This is a genomic window from Salmonella sp. SJTUF14076 (assembly GCF_015534835.1).
GTDB classification, from domain to species: domain Bacteria; phylum Pseudomonadota; class Gammaproteobacteria; order Enterobacterales; family Enterobacteriaceae; genus Salmonella; species Salmonella enterica.
Map to the genome: position 1 here is coordinate 1,889,502 of NZ_CP064674.1, position 21,541 is coordinate 1,911,042.

Annotated in this window: 23 protein-coding genes and 2 tRNA genes; 23 read left to right on the forward strand and 2 right to left on the reverse strand. The window is 55.2% G+C overall.

The genetic code is table 11. The annotated features are described in order from the left end of the window. The first annotated feature begins 32 nt into the window (after positions 1–32). The 21 genes from HU143_RS09015 to ldtA all read left to right on the forward strand — a co-directional run bounded on the left by HU143_RS09015 (position 33) and on the right by ldtA (position 17,538). Complete coding sequence (locus HU143_RS09015; RefSeq protein ID WP_023226675.1) at positions 33–1,412, forward strand: cobyrinate a,c-diamide synthase; 1,380 nt, start codon at positions 33–35, stop codon at positions 1,410–1,412. Then, positions 1,409–2,368: an adenosylcobinamide-phosphate synthase CbiB gene (cbiB, locus tag HU143_RS09020; protein WP_023226674.1), complete on the forward strand. Its 960-nt coding sequence runs from the start codon at positions 1,409–1,411 to the stop codon at positions 2,366–2,368. Before HU143_RS09015 ends, cbiB begins: the two co-directional genes overlap by 4 nt. Before the next feature lie 10 nt (positions 2,369–2,378). Beyond that, positions 2,379–3,011, forward strand: a complete 633-nt coding sequence (locus HU143_RS09025) for a cobalt-precorrin-8 methylmutase (protein WP_023226673.1) — start codon at positions 2,379–2,381, stop codon at positions 3,009–3,011. Then, entirely contained in the window at positions 3,011–4,150 is a 1,140-nt protein-coding gene (gene cbiD, locus HU143_RS09030; protein WP_023226672.1) for a cobalt-precorrin-5B (C(1))-methyltransferase CbiD, read from the forward strand. Before HU143_RS09025 ends, cbiD begins: the two co-directional genes overlap by 1 nt. Then, positions 4,144–4,749 carry a cobalt-precorrin-7 (C(5))-methyltransferase gene (locus HU143_RS09035; protein ID WP_000958833.1) on the forward strand — a complete coding sequence of 202 codons (606 nt, stop codon included), beginning with the start codon at positions 4,144–4,146 and terminating at the stop codon, positions 4,747–4,749. The genes cbiD and HU143_RS09035 overlap by 7 nt, the downstream gene beginning before the upstream one ends. Continuing rightward, positions 4,739–5,317, forward strand: coding sequence for a decarboxylating cobalt-precorrin-6B (C(15))-methyltransferase (locus HU143_RS09040; RefSeq protein ID WP_023226671.1), 579 nt, complete (start codon positions 4,739–4,741; stop codon positions 5,315–5,317). Before HU143_RS09035 ends, HU143_RS09040 begins: the two co-directional genes overlap by 11 nt. Next, positions 5,301–6,074, forward strand: coding sequence for a cobalt-precorrin-4 methyltransferase (locus HU143_RS09045; protein ID WP_023226670.1), 774 nt, complete (start codon positions 5,301–5,303; stop codon positions 6,072–6,074). Before HU143_RS09040 ends, HU143_RS09045 begins: the two co-directional genes overlap by 17 nt. After that, a complete protein-coding gene (cbiG, locus tag HU143_RS09050) occupies positions 6,055–7,110 on the forward strand; it encodes a cobalt-precorrin 5A hydrolase (protein ID WP_001098919.1) in 1,056 nt (351 codons plus the stop codon). The genes HU143_RS09045 and cbiG overlap by 20 nt, the downstream gene beginning before the upstream one ends. Next, entirely contained in the window at positions 7,110–7,835 is a 726-nt protein-coding gene (locus HU143_RS09055; RefSeq protein ID WP_000953643.1) for a precorrin-3B C(17)-methyltransferase, read from the forward strand. The genes cbiG and HU143_RS09055 overlap by 1 nt, the downstream gene beginning before the upstream one ends. Continuing rightward, complete coding sequence (locus HU143_RS09060; protein ID WP_023226669.1) at positions 7,832–8,623, forward strand: cobalt-precorrin-6A reductase; 792 nt, start codon at positions 7,832–7,834, stop codon at positions 8,621–8,623. The genes HU143_RS09055 and HU143_RS09060 overlap by 4 nt, the downstream gene beginning before the upstream one ends. 2 nt (positions 8,624–8,625) lie before the next feature. Beyond that, a complete protein-coding gene (gene cbiK, locus HU143_RS09065) occupies positions 8,626–9,420 on the forward strand; it encodes a sirohydrochlorin cobaltochelatase (RefSeq protein WP_000709784.1) in 795 nt (264 codons plus the stop codon). After that, complete coding sequence (locus tag HU143_RS09070; RefSeq protein WP_001013557.1) at positions 9,417–10,130, forward strand: cobalt-factor II C(20)-methyltransferase; 714 nt, start codon at positions 9,417–9,419, stop codon at positions 10,128–10,130. The genes cbiK and HU143_RS09070 overlap by 4 nt, the downstream gene beginning before the upstream one ends. Further along, positions 10,127–10,864 (forward strand): cobalt ECF transporter S component CbiM, encoded by a 738-nt coding sequence (cbiM, locus tag HU143_RS09075; protein WP_064441675.1) that lies wholly within the window; start codon positions 10,127–10,129, stop codon positions 10,862–10,864. The genes HU143_RS09070 and cbiM overlap by 4 nt, the downstream gene beginning before the upstream one ends. Before the next feature lies 1 nt (position 10,865). Continuing rightward, complete coding sequence (locus HU143_RS09080) at positions 10,866–11,147, forward strand: energy-coupling factor ABC transporter substrate-binding protein (protein WP_000753212.1); 282 nt, start codon at positions 10,866–10,868, stop codon at positions 11,145–11,147. Next, positions 11,134–11,811 (forward strand): energy-coupling factor ABC transporter transmembrane protein, encoded by a 678-nt coding sequence (locus tag HU143_RS09085; protein WP_000147127.1) that lies wholly within the window; start codon positions 11,134–11,136, stop codon positions 11,809–11,811. The genes HU143_RS09080 and HU143_RS09085 overlap by 14 nt, the downstream gene beginning before the upstream one ends. 8 nt (positions 11,812–11,819) lie before the next feature. Continuing rightward, positions 11,820–12,635 carry an energy-coupling factor ABC transporter ATP-binding protein gene (locus HU143_RS09090; RefSeq protein WP_000881540.1) on the forward strand — a complete coding sequence of 272 codons (816 nt, stop codon included), beginning with the start codon at positions 11,820–11,822 and terminating at the stop codon, positions 12,633–12,635. Beyond that, on the forward strand, positions 12,632–14,152 hold the full coding sequence (locus HU143_RS09095) for a cobyric acid synthase (RefSeq protein WP_023226668.1): 1,521 nt from the start codon (positions 12,632–12,634) through the stop codon (positions 14,150–14,152). The genes HU143_RS09090 and HU143_RS09095 overlap by 4 nt, the downstream gene beginning before the upstream one ends. Next, positions 14,149–14,694, forward strand: coding sequence for a bifunctional adenosylcobinamide kinase/adenosylcobinamide-phosphate guanylyltransferase (gene cobU, locus HU143_RS09100; protein ID WP_000973193.1), 546 nt, complete (start codon positions 14,149–14,151; stop codon positions 14,692–14,694). The genes HU143_RS09095 and cobU overlap by 4 nt, the downstream gene beginning before the upstream one ends. Next, positions 14,691–15,434, forward strand: coding sequence for an adenosylcobinamide-GDP ribazoletransferase (cobS, locus tag HU143_RS09105; RefSeq protein ID WP_023226667.1), 744 nt, complete (start codon positions 14,691–14,693; stop codon positions 15,432–15,434). The genes cobU and cobS overlap by 4 nt, the downstream gene beginning before the upstream one ends. A gap of 26 nt (positions 15,435–15,460) precedes the next feature. Continuing rightward, the gene (gene cobT / locus HU143_RS09110; protein WP_001193983.1) at positions 15,461–16,531 is read left to right on the forward strand and encodes a nicotinate-nucleotide--dimethylbenzimidazole phosphoribosyltransferase; all 1,071 of its coding nucleotides are present in this window, start codon (positions 15,461–15,463) and stop codon (positions 16,529–16,531) included. A 77-nt stretch (positions 16,532–16,608) separates the two neighbouring features. Then, complete coding sequence (gene ldtA / locus HU143_RS09115; RefSeq protein WP_001252817.1) at positions 16,609–17,538, forward strand: L,D-transpeptidase; 930 nt, start codon at positions 16,609–16,611, stop codon at positions 17,536–17,538. Positions 17,539–17,763: 225 nt separating this feature from the next. Here ldtA and HU143_RS09120 read toward each other — a convergent pair. Then, positions 17,764–17,839, reverse strand: a tRNA-Asn gene (locus HU143_RS09120). A gap of 140 nt (positions 17,840–17,979) precedes the next feature. Then, entirely contained in the window at positions 17,980–19,437 is a 1,458-nt protein-coding gene (locus HU143_RS09125) for an EmmdR/YeeO family multidrug/toxin efflux MATE transporter (protein WP_023226666.1), read from the reverse strand. A 159-nt stretch (positions 19,438–19,596) separates the two neighbouring features. Here HU143_RS09125 and HU143_RS09130 point away from each other — a divergent pair. Both HU143_RS09130 and HU143_RS09135 read left to right on the forward strand, forming a co-directional pair. Further along, a tRNA-Asn gene (locus HU143_RS09130) sits at positions 19,597–19,672 on the forward strand. Positions 19,673–19,837: 165 nt separating this feature from the next. Then, on the forward strand, positions 19,838–21,082 hold the full coding sequence (locus HU143_RS09135; RefSeq protein ID WP_023226665.1) for a tyrosine-type recombinase/integrase: 1,245 nt from the start codon (positions 19,838–19,840) through the stop codon (positions 21,080–21,082). Positions 21,083–21,541 lie beyond the last annotated feature (459 nt).

The window sequence follows — 21,541 nt, forward strand, 5'->3', positions numbered from 1 at the left end:
ATACCCCTACCACCCTGAACAGGATCAGGGTAATGGCGGCAAGGCATCACGCATTTATTCTTGCAGGCACAGGAAGCGGTTGCGGCAAAACCACGGTGACGCTTGGTTTGTTGAGGCTGCTGCAAAAACGCGCGCTGCGCGTACAGCCGTTTAAAGTTGGGCCAGATTACCTTGATACCGGCTGGCATACCGCTATCTGTGGCGTGGCGTCCCGTAATCTTGACAGTTTCATGCTTCCTCCTCCTGTTCTCAACGCCTTATTTTGCGAACAAATGCGGCAGGCGGATATCGCTGTCATTGAAGGCGTCATGGGGCTGTATGACGGCTATGGCGTCGACCCCAATTACTGCAGCACAGCCGCGATGGCCAAACAGCTTGGTTGCCCGGTCATCCTACTGGTGGACGGCAAGGCTGTTTCAACGTCGCTTGCGGCTACCGTTATGGGATTTCAGCACTTCGACCCGACCCTCAACCTCGCGGGCGTGATTGTGAATCGCGTCACTAGCGACGCCCACTATCAGCTCCTCAAAAATGCCATTGAACATTATTGCTCACTGCCGGTACTGGGGTATGTCCCTCCTTGCGACGGCGTCGCATTACCTGAACGCCACCTGGGGTTGATTACCGCCAGAGAATCCCTCGTCAATCAGCAATCATGGCATGATTTTGCCGCCACGCTGGAACAAACAGTGGATGTGGATGCGCTACTCTCGCTGAGCCTGTTATCAGCGCTTCCGGCGGGAATGTGGCCTGAACGCCCCGATAACACAGCGGGGGCAGGGCTGACGCTTGCTCTGGCGGATGATGAGGCCTTTAACTTTTATTACCCCGATAACATCGATTTGCTGGAGCGTGCCGGCGTTAACATTGTGCGTTTTAGCCCACTGCATGACCGCGCATTGCCTGATTGTCAGATGATCTGGCTGGGCGGTGGATATCCTGAATTATACGCCGCGGATCTGGCGGCAAATACGGCGATGTTAAAACATTTGCGGGCGGCGCATCAGCGCGGCGTGGCGATTTACGCGGAGTGTGGCGGTCTGATGTATCTGGGGAGCACTCTGGAGGATAGCGGCGGGGAAATTCATCAGATGGCGAATATTATCCCCGGTCACAGCAAAATGGGTAAGCGACTTACCCGCTTTGGTTACTGTGAGGCGCAGGCTATGCAGCCAACGCTATTGGCGGTGCCTGGCGAGATAGTGCGCGGCCATGAATTTCACTACTCAGATTTTATCCCCGAAACACCCGCCGTTATGGCCTGTCGTAAGGTTCGCGATGGCCGCGTGTTACAAGAATGGACTGGCGGCTGGCAGACAGGCAACACGTTTGCCAGCTATCTGCACGTCCATTTCGCCCAGCGTCCGGAAATGTTGCAGCACTGGCTGGCGGCGGCGAGGCGAGTATTATGACGATCCTTGCCTGGTGTATCGCCTGGGTGCTGGATTTTATCATCGGCGACCCTCAACACTGGCCCCATCCGGTACGCTGGATAGGCCGATTAATTACGTTTGTGCAGCGTATTGTGCGTCGCTATTGTCCCGGCGATAAAGCGCTGCGGATTGGCGGCGGCGTAATGTGGGTTGTGGTTGTCGGGGTGACCTGGGGCGTGGCATGGGGCGTACTGGCGCTGGCGCAGCGGATTCACCCCTGGTTTGGCTGGAGCGTCGAAGTCTGGATGATCTTTACCACGCTGGCCGGACGCTCTCTGGCCCGCGCCGCGCAGGAGGTTGAACGACCGTTGCGGGAGAACGACCTTGCGGAAAGCCGAATAAAACTCTCCTGGATCGTCGGGCGCGATACGTCGCAACTTCAGCAAGCGCAGATCAATCGCGCCGTGGTGGAAACGGTTGCAGAAAACACCGTTGACGGCATTATCGCGCCGCTCTTTTTCCTCTTTCTCGGCGGCGCGCCGCTGGCGATGGCCTACAAAGCCGTCAATACCCTGGATTCAATGGTGGGCTACAAACATGAAAAATACCGGGCGATTGGTATGGTCAGCGCCCGTATGGACGACGTAGCGAACTATTTGCCCGCCCGACTGAGCTGGCTGTTGCTGGGCATTGCGGCAGGACTGTGTCGCCTGAGTGGTTGGCGGGCGCTGCGTATTGGCTGGCGTGACCGTTATAACCACAGTAGCCCAAATTGCGCCTGGTCGGAAGCGTGTGTGGCTGGCGCCTTAGGAATCCAGCTCGGTGGCCCAAATAACTACTTTGGCGAGCGTGTGGACAAGCCCTGGATCGGCGACGCGCAGCGCGGTATTTCCGTGGACGATATTTCCCGAACGATTCGATTGATGTGGGTCGCTTCAACCCTGGCGCTGGCGTTGTTTATTGCGGCGCGGTGCGGGTTATCTGGCGTGGCCTGAGGATGACAGTATGCATTATATCCAGCAGCCCCAAACCATTGAGGCCAACAGTTTCACCATTATTAGCGACATTATTCGCGAAACGCGTCCTGATTACCGTTTCGCCAGTCCGCTCCATGAGGCCATTATCAAGCGGGTTATTCATACCACCGCCGATTTCGACTGGCTGGACATTTTGTGGTTCTCTGCCGATGCGCTGGAGCAGCTTTGTGATGCGCTACGCCAACCGTGCATTATTTATACCGATACCACGATGGCGCTGTCCGGCATTAATAAAAGATTACTGGCGACGTTTGGTGGCGAGTGTCGCTGTTATATCAGCGATCCGCGCGTGGTGCGCGCCGCACAAACGCAGGGGATTACCCGTTCAATGGCCGCCGTCGATATCGCTATCGCCGAGGAGGAGAAAAACAAGCTCTTTGTTTTCGGTAATGCGCCGACGGCCCTGTTCCGTTTGCTTGAACATAACGTGACGGTGAGCGGCGTGGTGGGCGTACCGGTAGGCTTTGTCGGCGCGGCGGAGTCCAAAGAGGCACTCACCCATAGCCATTTCCCCGCGGTTGCCGCGTTAGGGCGTAAAGGCGGCAGTAACGTGGCTGCCGCTATCGTCAATGCGTTGCTCTATCACCTCCGGGAGGCCTGATGAGCGAGCTTTCTTTTGACGCGCCGGTCTGGCACCACGGTAAAGCGTTACGTAAAGGATATACCACTGGTTCCTGCGCGACGGCGGCGGCAAAAGTCGCCGCGCTGATGGTATTACGTCAACATCTGATTCATCAGGTCTCCATCGTCACGCCGTCGGGCGTCACGCTATGCCTGAACGTGGAGTCGCCGCACATTGAAGGCCAGCAGGCGATAGCCGCAATTCGTAAAGATGGCGGCGATGACGTGGATGCCACGCACGGAATGCTGATTTTTGCCCGCGTTACGCTCAACGACAGCGGTGAGATTACGCTCACTGGCGGCGAAGGTATTGGTACGGTAACGCGTAAAGGGATTGGACTGCCGCTCGGGAGCGCCGCCATCAATCGTACGCCGCGCCATACCATTGAGTCAGCGGTGCGCGAAGCGATAGGCCCGGCGCGTGGGGCCGATGTGGAGATTTTTGCCCCGGAAGGCGAAGCGCGGGCGCAAAAAACGTATAACTCGCGGCTTGGCATTCTTGGCGGCATTTCCATTATTGGCACTACCGGCATTGTGACGCCGATGTCGGAAGAAAGCTGGAAACGCTCGCTATCGCTGGAACTGGAGATCAAACGGGCGTCAGGATTAACGCGGGTGATACTCGTGCCGGGCAACCACGGCGAACGGTTTGTTCGCGAACAAATGGGCGTCGACACACAGGCAGTCGTCACCATGAGCAATTTTGTCGGCTACATGATTGAAGAGGCGGTACGGCTGGGATTTTGCCAGATAGTGCTGGTGGGTCATCCTGGAAAATTGATCAAAATCGCCGCCGGGATCTTTCATACCCATAGCCATATTGCCGATGCGCGCATGGAAACGCTGGTCGCGCATTTAGCTTTACTGGGCGCGCCGCTGGAGTTACTCACCCTGGTCAGCGATTGCGATACCACCGAAGCGGCAATGGAGCACATTGACGCATATGGCTTCGGGCATATCTATAACCATCTTGCCAGGCGTATTTGTTTACGAGTCATGCAGATGCTGCGTTTTACCAAAACGCCGCCTGTCTGCGACGCCATCCTGTTTTCTTTTGATAACCATATTCTCGGCAGTAATCGTCCCGTCGACGAGATTGCTAAGGAGCTGCAATGCTAACGGTTGTGGGAATGGGGCCCGCTGGACGGCATTTGATGACGCCTGCGGCGCTGGAAGCGATAGACCACGCCGATGCGCTGGCAGGCGGTAAACGGCATTTGGCGCAGTTTCCGGCGTTTGGCGGCGAACGATTTACGCTGGGCGCGGATATTGGCGCGTTGTTGTCATGGATTGCCGCCCGTCGGGATAAAGGGATCGTGGTGCTGGCCTCCGGCGATCCGCTGTTTTATGGCATCGGTACACGCCTGGTGGCGCATTTTGGTATCGAACAGGTTCGCATTATCCCTGGCATCAGCGCCGTACAGTATCTGTGCGCACAGGCTGGAATTGATATGAATGACATGTGGTTGACCAGTAGCCACGGTCGTTGCGTCAGCTTCGAGCAGTTGGCGAACCATCGCAAAGTGGCGATGGTCACGGATGCCCGCTGCGGGCCGCGAGAAATCGCGCGGGAATTGGTCGCGCGGGGCAAAGGGCATCGCTTAATGGTGATTGGTGAAAATCTGGCGATGGAAAATGAGCGGATCCACTGGCTACCTGTCAGTGCGGTCAACGCCGACTATGAAATGAATGCAGTGGTGATCCTGGATGAAAGATGAGCTTTTTCTGCGCGGCGAGAACGTGCCAATGACCAAAGAGGCGGTACGGGCGCTGGCACTGTCGAAACTTGAGCTCCACCGCGCCAGTCACCTGATTGACGTCGGGGCGGGAACGGGAAGCGTCTCAATTGAAGCGGCGCTGCAATTTCCTTCGTTGCAGGTGACGGCTATCGAGCGTAATCCTGCCGCGCTACGGCTGCTTGATGAGAATCGTCAGCGCTTTGCCTGCGGCAATATCGATATTCTCCCCGGCGAAGCGCCAATGACCATAACCGGGAAAGCCGATGCGGTGTTTATGGGCGGCAGCGGCGGGCATCTGACGGCGCTGATTGACTGGGCGATGGGCCATCTGCATCCCGGTGGCCGTCTGGTGATGACCTTTATCTTGCAGGAAAACCTCCATAGCGCGCTGGCGCATCTTGCGCGCATCGGCGCATGCCGAATGGACTGTGTACAGCTTCAGCTTTCATCGTTAACGCCGCTGGGGGCGGGACACTATTTCAAACCGAACAACCCTGTTTTTGTTATCGCCTGTCAGAAGGAAAAAAACCATGTCAGAGACATTTGATCCACGCTGTGTATGGTTCGTCGGCGCCGGGCCGGGCGATCGCGAGCTGATCACGCTGAAAGGCTACCGCCTGCTGCAACAGGCGCAGGTAGTTATCTATGCCGGTTCGCTGATCAATACCGAACTGCTGGATTACTGCCCCGCGCAGGCAGAACGCTACGACAGCGCCGAACTGCATCTTGAGCAGATTATCGAGCTGATGGCCGCGGGCGTGAAAGCGGGAAAAACGGTGGTGCGTTTGCAAACGGGCGATGTTTCGCTGTACGGCTCCGTGCGTGAGCAAGGCGAAGAGTTAACTCGCCGTGGTATCGACTGGCAGGTAGTGCCTGGCGTCAGCGCGTTTCTCGGCGCTGCGGCAGATCTGGGTGTGGAATATACCGTACCGGAGGTATCGCAGAGTCTCATTATTACCCGTCTGGAAGGGCGTACGCCAGTACCGGCGCGCGAACAACTGGAGGCTTTCGCCAGTCACCAGACGTCAATGGCGATTTATCTCTCCGTTCAGCGTATTCATCGGGTGGCGGAACGTCTCATTGCCGGCGGTTATCCGGCAACTACGCCTGTCGCAGTCATCTATAAGGCTACCTGGCCGGAAAGTCAGACCGTTCGCGGCACGTTAGCGGATATTAGCGACAAAGTACGTGATGCTGGCATCCGTAAGACAGCGCTAATCCTGGTCGGGAATTTTCTGGGTAAGGAGTATCACTACTCAAGACTCTATGCAGCGGACTTTAGCCATGAATACCGTAAAGCCTGAATCCATTGCGTTGTTTTGCCTGACGCCCGGCGGCGTGGCGCTGGCAAAGAGACTCGCCGCGATGCTGCCGTTAACCTGCTTTACCAGTGAAAAACTGCGGGAAGAGGGATTTATTCCCTTCGATGGCGGATTCGCTAATACCGCCCGGCAGGCTTTTACCACTTATACCGCGCTTATTTTTATCGGCGCGACCGGCATTGCCGTTCGTGTCCTGGCGCCGTTAGTGAACGACAAGTTCAGCGATCCGGCGGTGGTCGTCATTGATGAACGTGGTCAGCATGTCATTAGCCTGCTTTCCGGTCATGCGGGCGGGGCCAATGCCTTGACGCGCTACCTGGCAGGAATGTTAGGCGCCGATCCGGTGATTACCACGGCAACGGATGTCAATGAGATGTCCGCGTTGGACACCTTAGCTTTCCAGCTTAACGCCCGCATGACCGATCTTCGCACGGCGGTAAAAACCGTTAACCAGATGTTGGTCAGTCATCAACGTGTGGGGTTATGGTGGGATGCCGAACTAACGGAAGAGATCGGCCAGTGCGATATTCGCGGTTTTATCCCTGTTGATGATTTGCAGCGGTTGCCTGAGCTGGATGCGCTTATCTGCGTCTCTTTGCGTAATGACCTCCCTGAGCTTCCCGTACTGCACTGGAAACTGGTGCCCCAGCGTGTGGTGGCGGGAATTGGCTGTCGCCGCGATACGCCATTTCCCCTGTTAGCGACATTACTGGCGCGTCAGCTTGAAGCGCAGAAACTCGATCCGCTGGCGTTAAAAGCGATTGGCAGCGTCACGCTCAAAAAAGGGGAGCCGGGGCTTATTCAGCTCGCCTCCTGCTGCCGCGTGCCTTTTAAAACCTTTACCGCCGAAGCGTTGCGCGAATTCGAACACCATTTTCCCGGTTCTGGCTTCGTCAGAAAAACGGTGGGCGTTGGCAGCGTATCCGGCCCGGCTGCGTGGTTATTAAGCCAGGGACAATTGTTAGGCGAGACCCTGCGAGAACAGGGCGTCACTATTACTTTAGGAGTTGCACACTGATGTTGAGCGTAATTGGTATTGGCCCCGGTTCGCAGGCAATGATGACGATGGAGGCGATTGAGGCGCTTCAGGCGGCGGAAATCGTCGTGGGTTACAAAACCTATACCCATCTGGTTAAAGCATTCACCGGCGACAAACAGGTGATCAAGACCGGCATGTGTAAGGAAATTGAACGCTGCCAGGCGGCTATTGAACTGGCGCAGGCCGGGCATAACGTAGCGCTGATTAGCAGCGGCGACGCCGGTATTTACGGCATGGCGGGACTGGTGCTGGAGCTGGTGAGCAAGCAGAAGCTGGACGTCGAGGTACGGCTCATTCCTGGCATGACCGCCAGCATCGCCGCCGCCTCTTTACTGGGCGCGCCGCTGATGCATGACTTCTGCCATATCAGCCTCAGCGACCTGCTGACCCCGTGGCCGGTTATTGAAAAACGTATTGTTGCCGCCGGAGAGGCAGACTTTGTTATCTGTTTTTACAACCCGCGCAGCCGCGGGCGCGAAGGGCATCTGGCGCGCGCGTTTGACCTGCTTGCCGCCAGTAAAAGCGCGCAAACGCCGGTTGGCGTGGTGAAATCCGCCGGACGTAAGAAAGAGGAAAAATGGCTGACTACGCTCGGCGATATGGATTTTGAACCGGTAGATATGACCAGTCTGGTCATCGTTGGTAATAAAACGACCTATGTTCAGGATGGGCTGATGATAACGCCGCGAGGTTACACGCTGTGAATGAGGGGGAAGTGCTGGTGGTGGGCGGCACCAGCGATGCGCGCGCGTTATGCCGACAACTGGATGCGGCGAACGTCGCGTACACCTTATCCGTGGCGACGCCAGCCGGAAAAGCGCTGGCTGGCGACATTAAAGGACAGGTGCGCTGTGGTCGTCTGGAGTACGGGCAGATGGTCGCATGGCTAAAAGAAAACCGTACTCGCTGGGTAATAGATGCGTCGCATCCTTATGCAGAAATGGTCAGCCATAACCTCCTTCGCGCCTGTGAAACGGCGGGCGTGTTGTTAAGTCGTTATCAGCGTCCGGAGCCGCTTAGCAATCTGACGCATCCGCTTCTCTATACGGCGCGCAGTATTGCCGATGCCTGCGAGATAGCGAGGCGTTTTGGTCCGCGCGTGTTACTGACGACCGGCAGTAAAGATCTGGCCGTCTGGCGTGCCGGGCTGGCGGAAAAAACGTTGCTGGCGCGCGTACTGCCCGTGGCGGAGGTGATTCAACGCTGCAGCGAACTGGGGTTCGGCGTTGGAGAAATTTTCGCTCTGTGTGGGCCGTTCAGCGCTGATTTTAACGCCGCGTTTTACCGCCAGTGCCGGGCTGACGTGGTCATTACCAAAGCGTCCGGCGCGGAGGGGGGATATCAGGAAAAAGTTCAGCCCTGTCTGGATGCGGGCATTCCCTGCATCGTTATTGCGCGCCCGACGCCGCTCGTGACGGGTGATGAGTTACTGGAAAGCCAGGCCGCCTTTGCGCAGCGTTTATCGCGCTGGCTGGCCGCAGCTAAGGAGTAAAAATGAAAAAAGCGCTTCTGGTAGTCAGTTTTGGCACCAGCTATCACGACACCTGTGAAAAAAACATTGTGGCGTGCGAACGTGATCTGGCGGCGTCCTGTCCCGATCGCGACCTGTTTCGCGCCTTCACTTCCGGAATGATCATTCGCAAGCTTCGCCAGCGTGACGGTATCGACATCGATACGCCATTACAGGCTTTGCAAAAGCTTGCCGCACAGGGATATCAGGACGTGGCGATTCAGTCGTTGCACATTATTAACGGCGACGAATATGAAAAAATTGTCCGTGAGGTACAACTCTTGCGTCCGTTATTCACTCGCCTGACGCTGGGCGTGCCGTTGCTGAGCAGCCATAACGATTATGTGCAGCTAATGCAGGCGTTGCGACAACAGATGCCATCGCTCAGACAAACGGAGAAAGTCGTTTTTATGGGCCACGGCGCCAGCCATCACGCATTCGCAGCTTATGCCTGTCTCGATCATATGATGACCGCGCAGCGCTTCCCGGCGCGCGTCGGCGCCGTAGAAAGCTACCCGGAGGTCGACATCCTGATCGACAGCCTGCGTGACGAAGGCGTCACCGGCGTACATTTGATGCCATTAATGCTGGTGGCGGGCGATCACGCCATTAATGATATGGCTTCAGACGACGGCGACTCATGGAAAATGCGCTTTAACGCGGCGGGCATTCCGGCGACGCCGTGGCTGAGCGGGCTGGGAGAAAACCCGGCTATCCGGGCGATGTTTGTCGCGCATTTGCACCAGGCGCTGAACATGGCGGTAGAGGAGGCGGCATGAACGGTAAATTATACGCATTAAGCACCGGGCCAGGCGCGCCCGACCTGATAACCGTCCGCGCAGCGCGGATTCTTGGCTCGCTGGACATTCTGTATGCGCCCGCCGGTCGTAAGGGGGGCGATAGTCTGGCGCTGTCGATTGTGCGCGACTATCTCGGCGAGCAGACGGAAGTACGTTGTTGCCATTTCCCTATGAGCGCTGACGGCGCCGAGAAAGAAGCGGTCTGGAACGAGGTTGCCGCCGCGCTTACCGCAGAGGTGAAAGCGGGTAAACAGGTCGGTTTTATTACCCTGGGCGATGCGATGCTATTCAGTACCTGGATTTTTTTACTCCAGCGTATCGGCTGCCCGGAGTGGCTGGAGATTGTCCCCGGCGTCACGTCCTTCGCCGCGATAGCCGCCCGCGCGAAAATGCCGCTCGCCATAGAACAGCAATCGCTGGCGGTTATTTCTTGTACCGCGCCGGAAGCGGAAATAGCCCAGGCGCTACAACAGCATGATAGCCTGGTGCTGATGAAAGTGTATGGCCGGTTCGTTCGTATTAAAGCTTTGCTGGCGCAGGCTGGCCTGCTGGAATGCGCCTTAATGATGTCCGAGGCCACACTGCCCGGCGAGCAGTGCTGGCGCCATCTCCACGAGGTCAACGATGATCGACCGTTGCCCTATTTTTCGACCATTCTGGTCAATAAACAGTGGGAGTATGCAGAATGAAACTTGAACAGCAGCTTCGACAGTTGTCTTTCAGTGGACTGGCTGCAGCGCTATTGCTGATGGTTGTCCCGCAACAGGCGTTTGCGATGCATATCATGGAGGGCTTTTTACCGCCAGTGTGGGCGCTGGCCTGGTGGTTACTGTTTTTACCCTGCTTGTGGTATGGGCTGGTGCGCTTACGGCGTATTGTGCAGGAGGATAATCATCAGAAGGTACTGCTGGCGCTGTGCGGCGCGTTTATTTTTGTCCTGTCCGCGCTCAAAATTCCGTCGGTAACGGGGAGTTGTTCACATCCGACCGGCGTTGGTCTGGCGGTTATCTTGTTCGGGCCCGGGGTGGTGGCGATTCTCGGCGCGGTTGTGCTGTTGTTTCAGGCGCTATTGCTGGCGCACGGCGGCCTGACGACGCTTGGCGCAAACGGAATGTCGATGGCGGTGATTGGCCCGGTTGTCGGTTATCTGGTGTGGAAAATGGCCTGCCGTGCCGGAGTGCGCCGTGATGTCGCCGTTTTTCTGTGCGCGATGCTGGCGGATTTGGCGACCTATTTTGTGACTTCAGTCCAGCTTGGCGTTGCGTTTCCCGATCCCCATGCCGGAGCGACAGGGTCTGTTGTGAAGTTTATGGGGATTTTCTGCCTCACACAGATTCCTGTCGCCATTGCCGAAGGTTTATTAACCGTCATGATTTATGACCAGTTAACCAAACGGCAAGTGATTACCGTACAAGGACATTAAAATGAAAAAAACGTTGATGTTGTTAGCGATGGTGGTGGCGCTGGTGATTCTGCCGTTTTTTATTAACCATGGCGGTGAATATGGCGGTTCAGACGGCGAAGCGGAAAGCCAGATTCAGGCTATTGCGCCGCAGTATAAACCCTGGTTTCAGCCGTTATATGAACCTGCCAGCGGTGAAATTGAAAGCCTGCTGTTTACCCTTCAGGGCTCTCTTGGCGCGGCGGTGATTTTTTATATCCTGGGGTATTGCAAAGGTAAACAACGCCGTGATGACCGGGCTTGATCGACTCAGCTATCAAAGCCGCTGGGCACACGTTGCGCCGCAGCGCAAGTTTTTGCTGTGGCTGGCGATGATGATACTGGCGTTTGCTCTGCCGCCTGTAGGGCAGGGCATTGAGCTGCTGATCATTGCCGGATTGAGCTGTTGGCTATTGCGCATATCCCTCTGGCGCTGGTGTCGATGGATGGCGATACCTTTTGGATTTTTGTTGGTCGGCGTGATAACGATTATCTTCAGCATCAGCCGCGAGCCGCAAATGCTGTTGGCTGGCATATCTGTCGGGCCGTACTGGATCGGGATTACCCGTGCGGGCGTGGTTACGGCGAATGAAACGTTCTGGCGTAGCCTGACGGCGCTGTCCGCGACGTTGTGGCTGGTGATGAACCTACCGTTTCCGCAGTTAATTAGCTTGCTTAAGCGCGCGCATATTCCACGCCTGCTTACCGAGCAAATCCTGTTAACGTGGCGCTTTCTCTTTATTCTTCTGGATGAGGCGGCGGCAATTCGTCGCTCGCAAACGCTGCGTTTTGGTTATTGCAGCCTGCCGAACGGCTATCGATCTCTGGCAATGCTAACTGGACTCCTGTTTACGCGGGTGTTAATGCGTTATCAGCAAATGACTACCACGCTGGATATCAAACTGTATCAGGGTGATTTTCACCTGTAAGGACTATTATGCTTGCCACTTCAGACCTGTGGTTTCGTTATCAGGATGAGCCGGTACTTAAAGGGTTAAATCTGGATTTTTCGCTTTCGCCTGTTACCGGTTTGGTGGGCGCGAACGGCTGTGGGAAGTCTACGCTTTTTATGAACCTGAGCGGCCTGTTGCGTCCGCAAAAAGGGGCCGTGTTGTGGCAGGGAAAACCGCTGGATTACAGCAAGCGCGGACTACTGGCGCTGCGCCAGCAAGTTGCGACGGTTTTTCAGGACCCTGAACAGCAGATTTTTTATACTGATATCGATAGCGACATTGCGTTTAGTTTACGTAATTTGGGGGTGCCGGAGGCGGAAATCACGCGCCGCGTCGACGAGGCGCTAACGCTGGTTGACGCCCAACATTTTCGCCATCAGCCCATTCAGTGTTTGAGTCATGGGCAAAAAAAACGTGTGGCTATCGCCGGAGCGCTGGTGCTACAGGCGCGCTATCTATTGCTGGATGAACCCACTGCTGGTCTCGATCCCGCTGGGCGCACTCAGATGCTTGCTATCATCAGGCGGATTGTGGCGCAGGGAAATCATGTCATTATCTCCAGCCATGATATCGATCTTATTTATGAAATTAGCGATGCCGTATACGTATTACGCCAGGGCCAGATCCTGATGCATGGCGCGCCTGGCGAGGTTTTCGCGTGTACGGAAGCGATGGAACACGCGGGGCTAACCCAGCCCTGGCTGGTCAAACTTCATACTCAACTGGGACTGCCGCTGTGTAAAACAGAAACGGAGTTTTTTCATCGAATGCAAAAGTGCGCATTCAGGGAGGCGTCATGACGCAGGCAGTTATGTTGCAGGGGACGGCATCCGACGTCGGCAAAAGTGTGCTGGCGGCGGGTTTATGCCGCATTTTTTATCAGGATGGTCTGCGTACCGCGCCGTTTAAATCGCAAAATATGGCGCTTAATTCTGGTATTACGCCGGATGGTAAAGAGATGGGGCGGGCGCAGATTTTTCAGGCGGAAGCCGCGGGGATCACGCCAGATGTGCGTATGAACCCGGTGCTGCTCAAACCGACCAGCGATCGCCTGGCGCAGGTCGTGCTGATGGGGAAAGTGGCGACCAATATGGATGCGGTGAGTTACCATGACTATAAACCGCGTTTGCGTGAGCAAATCCTTGCGGTCTATAACAGTCTGGCGCAGGAATATGACGTTATTGTGCTGGAAGGCGCCGGAAGCCCGGCGGAAATCAATCTGCGCGATCGCGATATCGTCAATATGGGAATGGCGGAAATGGCCCAGTGTCCGGTTATTCTGGTGGCGGATATCGACCGGGGCGGCGTATTCGCCGCTATTTATGGCACGCTGGCGCTGCTGCATAAACAGGAGCGTGACAGAGTAAAGGGCGTCATTATCAACAAATTCCGCGGCGACGTGGCGCTACTCTATTCCGGTATCGAACAAATCGAATCGCTTACCGGCGTCCCGGTTCTGGGAGTGATGCCGTGGCTGGATGTGGATCTGGAAGATGAAGATGGCGTCGCGCTACAAAACGATAAATATCGCGGTAACGCCCCCCGTGATATCACTATTGCCATTGTGCAACTGCCACATATTTCTAACTTTACGGATTTTAACGCTCTGGCGGCGCAGCCGGATGTGCGCATACGCTATATTCGCCGCCCGGAAGCGTTGACTGACGCTGATCTGGTGATCCTGCCGGGCAGTAAGAATACGCTGAGCGACCTCGCCTGGCTGCGCGAAAGCGGGATGGCGGATGCGGTATTGCAGACACATCGGCAGGGCGTGCCGGTGATGGGAATTTGCGGCGGCTACCAGATGCTGGGCGACACTATTGTGGATGAGGTGGAGTCGGGGCTGGGTACGCAGCCGGGCCTGGGGCTGCTTAATACGATCACTCGCTTTGCACAGGATAAAACCACGACGCAGGTTAACGCGACAATGTCAGGCGAGCTGCCCGGCTGGCTGGCTGCCGCGGCGGGGCTACCGGTACGCGGTTATGAAATCCACATGGGGGAAACGGTGCTGCAGGAAGGATGCTGTACGGCCATGACGTTACAGAAAAATGGATGCTCTGTGGCGGATGGCGCGGTCACCGCCGACGGACTGGCGTTTGGCACTTACCTTCACGGCCTGTTTGATAGCGATGCCTTTACCCGTGCGGTGGTCAATGGGTTAAGGGCACGAAAAGGACTTACGCCGTGGGAAACGACTTTTTGTTATGCGGAGCATAAAGCGCGGCAATTTGATCTGCTGGCGGAAGCGATGCGGCAACATATTGATATTGATAAAATTTATACCATCATGCAACAGCATCAGGAGCCGGTATGATGATTCTGGTGACGGGCGGGGCGCGTAGTGGTAAAAGCCGTCATGCTGAAACCTTAATTGGCGATGCGCCGCAGGTACTGTATATCGCCACCTCGCAGATTCTTGATGACGAGATGGCGGCGAGAATTCAGCATCATAAAGATGGCAGGCCGGCACACTGGCGGACCGCAGAATGCTGGCGGCATCTTGATACGTTGATTACCGCGGATCTTGCCCCTGACGACGCGATTTTGCTGGAATGTATTACCACCATGGTGACGAATCTGCTGTTTGCGCTGGGAGGCGAAAACGATCCCGAACAGTGGGATTACGCGGCGATGGAGCGCGCCATTGACGATGAAATTCAGATTTTAATTGCAGCCTGCCAGCGCTGCCCGGCGAAAGTGGTACTGGTGACAAATGAGGTGGGAATGGGGATCGTCCCGGAAAACCGTCTGGCGCGCCATTTTCGTGATATTGCCGGTCGGGTCAACCAACGACTGGCGGCAGCGGCGGATGAGGTCTGGCTGGTGGTCTCAGGTATTGGAGTCAAAATTAAATGAGTAAGCTGTTTTGGGCCATGCTCGCTTTTATTAGCCGCTTGCCCGTGCCGTCACGCTGGTCGCAGGGACTGGATTTCGAGCAGTATTCGCGTGGGATCGTGATGTTTCCCTTTATCGGGTTGATTCTGGGGGGCGTAAGCGGCCTGATTTTCATCCTCCTGCAACCCTGGTGCGGTATTCCGCTAGCGGCGTTGTTCTGTATTCTGGCGCTGGCGCTGCTGACCGGTGGTTTTCACCTGGATGGGCTGGCCGATACCTGCGATGGCATTTTTTCCGCGCGCAGCCGTGAGCGAATGCTGGAGATTATGCGCGATAGTCGTCTGGGAACCCATGGCGGGCTGGCGCTTATTTTTGTGCTCCTGACAAAAATTCTGGTGGTCAGCGAACTGGCGTTACGTGGAACGCCAATGTTGGCGGCGCTGGCGGTGGCCTGTGCGGCCGGACGCGGCAGCGCCGTTTTATTGATGTACCGTCATCGCTACGCCCGTGAAGAGGGGCTTGGCAATGTATTTATCGGTAAAGTCAGCGGACGGCAAACCTGCATTACTCTGGGATTGGCGATAATCATCGCCACGGTATTACTGCCTGGTATGCAAGGACTGGCCGCAATGGTGGTCACATGCGCGGCGATTTTCATCCTTGGCCAGTTGCTTAAACGTACGCTTGGCGGTCAAACCGGCGATACGCTGGGCGCGGCGATCGAACTTGGCGAATTGATCTTTCTGCTGGCTCTGTTATGAGCCGATTATTACGGACGAGACATCTTATGCAGACACTACACGCTTTACTCCGTGACATTCCTGCGCCGGACGCCGAGGCGATGGCGCGTGCGCAGCAACATATTGACGGCCTGCTCAAACCGCCGGGCAGCCTGGGCAGACTGGAAACCTTAGCCGTTCAGCTCGCGGGTATGCCGGGTCTTAACGGTACGCCGCAGGTAGGTGAAAAGGCGGTGCTGGTGATGTGCGCCGACCATGGCGTCTGGGATGAAGGCGTAGCGGTTTCGCCCAAAATCGTGACGGCGATTCAGGCGGCGAATATGACGCGGGGAACAACCGGCGTATGCGTGCTTGCCGCTCAGGCCGGTGCGAAGGTGCATGTCATTGATGTCGGTATTGATGCCGAACCTATTCCTGGCGTAGTTAATATGCGCGTCGCGCGCGGCTGCGGAAATATTGCCGTTGGCCCGGCGATGAGTCGCTTGCAGGCTGAGGCGCTTTTGCTGGAGGTTTCCCGCTACACCTGCGACCTGGCGCAACGCGGCGTGACCTTATTTGGCGTAGGGGAGCTGGGAATGGCGAACACTACGCCAGCCGCCGCGATGGTCAGCGTTTTTACAGGAAGTGATGCAAAAGAGGTGGTGGGGATTGGCGCGAATCTTCCGCCTTCCCGCATCGATAATAAAGTGGACGTCGTGCGGCGGGCGATTGCGATTAATCAGCCCAATCCGCGCGACGGCATTGATGTGTTGTCGAAGGTGGGTGGTTTTGATCTGGTCGGGATGACCGGCGTGATGCTTGGCGCGGCAAGGTGTGGCTTACCCGTATTGCTGGATGGCTTTCTTTCCTACTCGGCAGCGCTGGCGGCCTGTCAGATTGCGCCTGCGGTGAGACCTTATCTGATCCCGTCGCACTTTTCGGCGGAAAAGGGCGCCCGCATCGCGCTCGCGCATTTGTCTATGGAACCCTATTTGCATATGGCGATGCGGTTAGGTGAAGGAAGCGGCGCGGCGCTGGCGATGCCGATCGTGGAAGCCGCGTGCGCCATGTTCCACAACATGGGGGAGTTGGCGGCCAGTAATATTGTCCTGCCGGAGGGGAACGCAAACGCAACATAACCCGGGCGCACAACACCAGCCATGTGAGAAAAAAGCTATACTTAACGCACACCTGCCGCGACAAAGGAAGGGATATAATGCGTCGTATCACACCTTTTTTTCCGTTTTTCGTCTTGTTGGTAAGCCATTTCTCGCTGGCTATAAGCTATCCGTTGCCGCCCGAAGGCAGTCGTCTGGTAGGACAGCCTGTCACAATCGCCGTACCACAGAACAATACTCAGCCCTTAGAGTCATTTGCCGCCCGCTACGGTCAGGGGCTGAGTAATATGCTTGAAGCGAATCCCGGCGTGGATGTGTTTTTACCTCAGTCTGGTTCCACACTGGTAGTGCCGCAGCAGTTGATTCTGCCTGACACCGTTCGTGAAGGTATTGTGGTAAACGTCGCCGAGATGCGCCTTTATTATTATCCCGCAGGCACGAATACGGTTGAGGTGCTACCCATTGGTATTGGTCAGGCTGGCCGTGAAACGCCGCGCAACTGGGTAACTGCGGTTGAACGCAAACAAGATGGCCCGGTTTGGGTGCCAACGGCTAATACGCGCCGGGAATATGCTAAAGAGGGAAAAACGCTGCCCGCGATGGTGCCTGCGGGGCCGGATAACCCTATGGGGCTATACGCAATATATATCGGCAGGTTATATGCCATCCATGGCACTAATGCTAACTTTGGCATCGGCCTTCGCGTCAGTCAGGGCTGTATCCGTTTACGCAATGACGATATTAAATATTTATTCGACCATGTTCCTGTAGGAACCCGCGTTCAGATTATCGACAGGCCCGTTAAATTTTCGGTAGAGCCGGATGGCAGTCGTTGGCTGGAGGTACACGAACCGCTTTCTCGTAACCGTGCTGAATTTGAGTCAGACAAAAAAGTTCCATTGCCCGTTACGCCAGTGCTGCGCACGTTTATCAAAGGGGATGACGTTGATACTTCGCGGGTTAATGAGGTGCTGGAGCGCCGTTCCGGAATGCCGGTCAACATTAGCGCAGGCAGGTCTGGCCTTTAAATATCCTGCCACATTGCTGGTTTTCATGGGCTGGAGTATCTGTATTAGTAGTGAGTGTCATGGCAGGGGCTCCATTTTCTCAACGAACCGTGAGGCCCCCGATTAAGTCCCAAAAAACTATGGGTATCAAAAAACCCGGTAAACCTTATCAGGTCAACCGGGTAAAGATAAGTTCTTGTTTTTTGAACGTCTCCGGACTCACCAGGATGTCCCGAAACTAAAATCTGGCTCCTCTGACTGGACTCGAACCAGTGACATACGGATTAACAGTCCGCCGTTCTACCGACTGAACTACAGAGGAATCGTGTGAACGGGGCGAATATTAACGAGGTGCCCCTGGCTTGTCAAAGCCTGTTTTCACAAAAAAAGTTCGTTTGCTGTTTTATTCCACACTTCGGTTAAAATTCACCGTTTCCTGATGATTTTCACAGCAAAAAGCGCTTACTCCCTCTTTACGCGCGGGTATCTCCACAGCCAGCGCCCGCTTACCAGACGCCAGTAAAACAGCGCGCCGCGCACGGCCCAGTCAAGAAACATCCCCAGCCAAACCCCTACAACCCCCATACCCAGCACAATACCAAGCGTATACCCTGCCACAACGCGACAGCCCCACATCCCCAGCATCGATACCCACATCGCAAATCGCACATCGCGCGCGCCTTTAAAACCCGACGGCAGCACCCACGCGGCCGCCCAAATTGGCATAAAGGCAGCATTAAGCCAGAGCAGAACTTTCACTACCTCTTTTACGTCCTGCTCCTGGGTATAAAATGAGGCAAACAGACCCGCGAACGGCGCTGTCCCCCAAGCGATTGCCGTGAGTACGATAGTCGACATCCAGAATACATGGCGCAATTGACGCTCTGCCTGACCAATTTGTCCGGTACCAAGACGCTTACCGGTGATAATAGTCGACGCCGAACCAAGGGCGTTACCCGGCAGGTTGATAAGCGCCGCCACGGAAAAGGCAATAAAGTTACCCGCAATAACGTTAGTGCCCATTCCGGCGACAAACATTTGCGTCAGTAGCTTGCCACCGTTGAACAGCACTGATTCAATGCTCGCCGGAATACCGATACCCATCACTTCCCAGATAATGCCGAAATTCAGCGGCTTCAGATAGCTTTTCAGCGGAATGCGCAGCGCCGGATTAAAACCAATCATCAGCACCCAAATAATCGCTACTGCGCCGATGTAGCGCGAAATGGTTAATCCCAGCCCCGCACCGGCAAAACCCAGCCCTTGCCAGGAGAAAGCCCCGTAAATCAGGATGCTGCTGATGACAATATTGAGAATGTTCATCCCGCCGTTAATCATCAACGGGATTTTCGTATTCCCTGCCCCACGCAGCGCGCCGCTACCGATTAGCGCAATTGCCGCAGCCGGATAACTCAGTACCGTCAGTTCAAGGTACGTTAACGCCAGCCCCTTTACTTCTGGCGTCGCCTCGCCTGCGACAATATTAATAATTTCACTGCCGAAATAATGAATGACCACTGCCAGCACAACGGCAAATAGCGTCATAATCACCAGCGACTGGCGCGCCGCCGCCCTTGCCCGTCGCCTGTCGCGCTTGCCGAGGCTAAAGGCGACCACCACCGTAGTACCAAGATCGATAGCCGCAAAAAAAGCCATAATTACCATATTAAAACTGTCGGCAAGCCCCACGCCCGCCATTGCTTCCTTGCCCAGCCAACTGACGAGAAAAGTACTGAGCACGCCCATTAGCAAAACACAGGTATTTTCCAGAAAAATGGGGATAGCAAGTGGGGTGATTTCACGCCAGAACAACACTTTGTAGCTCTTGCGTTTGGCATACCAGGGCGTACGGACGACAGCCTGGCGTAAGGCAGTGGAGACGTTCAAAATGGACCTTAAAGAAGAGAGTTGAAACCACATTTCAATAATGAGCGAGAAATCGTAAGGCTGCAAAGCTTTTTGCAGAAAAAATGTCTGCAAATGCAACAAAGTGATGAGATAACCCGCAATCGAATCTGTAAGAGGTTAAATGGGGTTTGACAAAAATTTTTCCGCCGCTAATATACGACCCCACACGATTCCTCTGTAGTTCAGTCGGTAGAACGGCGGACTGTTAATCCGTATGTCACTGGTTCGAGTCCAGTCAGAGGAGCCAAATTTTAGTTTCAGGACATCCCAGCGAGTCCGGAGACGTTTAAAAAACAAGAAGTTATCTTTACCCGGTTGACCCGAGAAGGTTTACCAGGTTTCTTGATATCCATAGTTTTTGGGGGCTTAATCGGGGACCTCACGGTTCGTTGAGAAAATGGAGCCCCCACCTATGGCATTAACCGATACCGCTATCCGCAAGATCAAACCCACCGATAAATCCTTCAAGATTACCGACAGTTCAGGACTGTACCTGCTGATCAAACCCAACGGCTCGAAACTCTGGTATATGAAGTACCGCATTGACGGGAAAGAAAAGAAGCTGGCCTTTGGCCCCTACCCGGATGTTTCCCTGTTCAAAGCGCGTCAGCTACGTGATGCCGCACGCGCCAGAGTGCGTGAAGGGGCAGATCCTGCCGCTGATAAGAAGATTGCTCGGCAGAAAAAGAAAAACGGACATACCTTCCGCCAGATCGCCATGAACTGGCACGCCGATCACCGACGCTGGTCTGCGCATTATGCCGCGACCATCCAGCGCAGGCTGGAAATGTATGTTTTCCCGGATATCGGAGACAAATTAATCGATCAGATCGTCACGGAAGATTTACTGTTTACCTTGCGTAAGGTCGAGAGCAAAGGCTTTCTGGAGATCACCGCGCGACTGAAAAACTACGTGACGGAGATCATGCGCTATGAGGTGAAAAAGCAGCTAATCAAATCAAACCCGGCGCTGGATCTGGACGGTGAATTTACGCCGCCGGAAACGCAGCATTACCCGGCCCTGCCGCTTGAGAAACTGCCTGAACTGTTATCGCGGACGGATAGCTACTCCGGCAGGCTGTTGACAAGGTATGCGCTTAAGCTGTCGTTGCTGTTTTTCGTGCGCTCCAGCGAACTGCGCTTTGCCCGCTGGAGTGAAATCGACTGGCAACAGAAGCTATGGATAATCCCGGAAGAGCGCGAGCAGATCGACAACGTGCGCTTCTCTCATCGCGGCACGAAAATGAAAACACAGCACATCGTTCCACTGTCCGATCAGGCTATTGCGATCTTAAAGCAAATTGAAGCGCTCTCTGGTCATCTGGCGTTTATCTTCCCCGGCGAATACGATCAGGATAAGTGCATGAGCGACAATACCATTAACAAGGCATTGCGCGTGATGGGCTACGACACTAAAAAAGAGATCTGCGGTCACGGCTTCCGGGCGATGGCGTGCAGCGCGCTGAGTGAGTCGGGGTTATGGAGCAAAGACGCCATTGAAAAACAAATGAGCCATCAGGAAAGAAACAGCGTGCGGGCTGAATATCTGGAAGAGCGGATCGCGATGATGCAGTGGTGGGCGGATTATCTGGATGCGAATCTCAACGGGTATATTTCACCGTATCAGTTTGCCAGTCGGCTGAAAAAAGCATCGTAATAGAAATTTTTGTTAAAGGGGGAACGGGTGTTCCCCCTTTGGTGCGTTTCAATCCGTGAATTACTTCAGCAGATCAATCAGCCGCAGCAGAGCCAGTAAAAGCTCCAGTACGGCGATGAGCACAATCAGCTTACGCATCAACGTGTCCATCCGCTCTCCTTTTGAAAGGAGCGCAACGCCTGCATCTTACCCTTACACTGCCTGTCGGTGCAGGTGTACATTTGTTGGAACATACTGCCACGCTCCAGACCGGGGCACTGCCTGCGGCACCACCCGTCCGGCAGTCAGGGCTTGAAATCGGTCTGATCTGAAGCCTGACAATCCCAACGGCTGGCATTATAGAACTCCACTGGTGATTTGCAATGGGTTATGAAGACAGCTATAATTTGGACGTTGGAACGTACTGCCACGCAACGCCGCTCAGGTCGCCATCCGCAGCCTGAGAGCGAAAAATAAAGA